Annotated in this window: 3 protein-coding genes; 2 read left to right on the top strand and 1 reads right to left on the bottom strand. The window is 35.0% G+C overall.

The window, feature by feature from the left end; translation table 11 throughout:
• Positions 1-255, top strand: a 255-nt coding sequence (gene rpsR, locus AC1DPQ_RS25385) for a 30S ribosomal protein S18 (RefSeq protein WP_477611264.1), incomplete at its 5' end; no start/stop codon positions are given.
• 12 nt (positions 256-267) lie between these two features.
• On the top strand, positions 268-711 hold the full coding sequence (gene rplI / locus AC1DPQ_RS25380; RefSeq protein ID WP_029277406.1) for a 50S ribosomal protein L9: 444 nt from the start codon (positions 268-270) through the stop codon (positions 709-711).
• Positions 712-813: 102 nt separating this feature from the next.
• On the opposite strand, the gene AC1DPQ_RS25375 is transcribed toward rplI, so the two are convergent.
• Positions 814-2,169 carry an ATP-binding protein gene (locus AC1DPQ_RS25375; RefSeq protein ID WP_477611263.1) on the bottom strand — a complete coding sequence of 452 codons (1,356 nt, stop codon included), beginning with the start codon at positions 2,167-2,169 and terminating at the stop codon, positions 814-816.
• Between the last annotated feature and the right edge of the window lie 116 nt (positions 2,170-2,285).

Below are 2,285 nucleotides of genomic sequence, written 5' to 3'. Positions count from 1 at the left end.
GAACAAATACAATACGTAACTGCCCCTAAAGTAGAGGATAACCGTAAAAAATATTGCCGTTTCAAGAAAAACGGAATTAAATACATCGATTACAAGGATGCAAATTTCTTGTTGAAATTTATTAACGATCAAGGTAAATTATTACCACGCCGTTTAACTGGTACTTCGTTAAAATTCCAACGTAAAGTGGCTCAGGCAGTTAAACGTGCCCGTCACATCGGTTTGTTACCTTTCGTTGCTGATCAATTAAAATAGGAGGCTAGAGATATGGAAATTATTTTAAAACAAGATATTAAAGGCCTTGGTGAGAAAGATGATGTAGTTACAGTAAAGCCAGGTTATGGCCGTAACTATTTAATCCCTCAAGGATTTGGAGCATTAGCTACTTCTTCTGCTAAAAAAGTTTTAGCTGAAAACTTGAAGCAAGCTGCTTTTAAACAAGATAAAATTAAGAAAGATGCTGAAGGTGTTGCTGAGCGTTTAACTGATGTTAAACTTTCAATTGGTGCTAAAGCAGGCGAAAGCGGAAAAATCTTCGGAGCGGTTAACACCATCCAGATTGCTGAAGCATTAAAAGCACAAGGCTTTGATGTAGACCGTCGTCGTATTACTTTCGAAACTGAACCTAAATTTGTTGGCGAATATGTTGCTAACTTAAACTTACACAAAGAAGTTAAAGTTCAGGTTCCTTTTGAAGTAGTAGCTGAATAAGCATTCTTTAAAGAATCAATAGAAATGGCCTTTCGATGAAAATCGGGAGGCTATTTTTTTGGTATAACAAATAAGGGTGGAAGAAAGAAGATTTCGATAGTATTATAGGTTTTGTTCTGTTAGCCAAGAAGAATATTCTGCTATGCGTGTCCCCAGATAGTATGGAAGGTTTAATAAGAGATATGGCTTGCCTGCTGGAGTAATTGTTTTTTCAAGCTTAAACTCGCCTCCATATACCCTAATGGCAAAAGGATGTTCTGAGGCATCTATGAATTGATGAAGCGATCTTAAGCTTCCCGTACTGCCCGATTTTATTTCAATCGGTATTACAATCTTTTTATAGGCATAAATTAAATCAACTTCTGCATCAGACTGTTTTTTTTCTCTTACCCAAAAATTAGGCTTATGAGAAGATATACGCTCAACTGAAATCAGTTCCTGAGTAAATAAATGTGGAATAACGGCTCCTTTGTAAGCTGAACTTAAATCATCTAAAGCAAGCATTTCTCCTTGGATACCYAATGAGTAGTTGACTAATCCTGTGTCTAAAAATTGTAGTCTTGGTGATTTTTTTAAATCAGGAATAATTGGGACTTCAGTATTGGTAGATGGGTATATTAACCGGATAATTTTTGCATCATCTAATATCCTAAAAGCCTCTCCAACCTCTCTTGATTTATAGTTCGAATTGCCGAAACCTTGAAAAACAACACGCTTATCGAGAAAAAGATGAGCAGTACCTATTATATGGTTAATCGTTCTTCTCGCTGTATCATTCTGGGTGTATTTTTCTATGTCATTCTTGTAAGTTGCCCAAATGCTTTCGTAAACAATAGGCAGATCTGAAAGGTTATGTTCTTCTGAATCGGTTTTTATTATTTCAGGCATGCCTCCGATAATGGCATATCTATGAAAGGCTTTTAATAATAATTTATGCGCAACGGCTTTTACAGGGGTTTGAAGCAGATATTTTAATAGATCATCTTTTTGGTTAGCTTGAAGGTATTCTTGAAAATTTAAAGGATATAAGTATAAAAATTCGACTCTGCCAACCGGAAAACTTTTTACTTTTTGTAATACAAACTCCAAAAGAGAGCCTGCACTGATTACATGCAGTTCAGGAATTTCTTCGTAAAAATACCTTAGCATTTGTATAGCTTTCGCACTTTCCTGAATTTCATCAACAAAGAGCAAAGTTTCAGCTATCTTATCTGATTGAATCCCATGTCCCAGCAATAGTGCTTCAACAATACTTTGTACATCTTCAAAATCATCAAAATATTGACGGTGTGCAGGCTTCTCCAGATTAAGAAAAATAGTATTAGGATAGTTTTTCGCAAAGTCCTTGATCAGTGTTGTTTTTCCTACCTGACGTGCCCCTCGAATAATTAGAGGTTTCCTATTTTTGCTGTTTTTCCATTGAGTTAAGTTTTCTTCAATGGATCGTTTAAATGCCATTATTTTTTATTTTGTAACAAAGTCAACCCAAATATAGTATTTTTTTGTAACAAAGTCAGGTCATATTTTATTGAATTTTGTAATAAAGTCAGGGCATTTGATTGCATTTGATTGTG

It is taken from the genome of Pedobacter sp. 01T416_2, assembly GCF_056398925.1.
The sequence above is the reverse complement of the archived record's forward strand: the minus strand, read 5'-3'. Positions and strand labels throughout refer to the sequence as shown.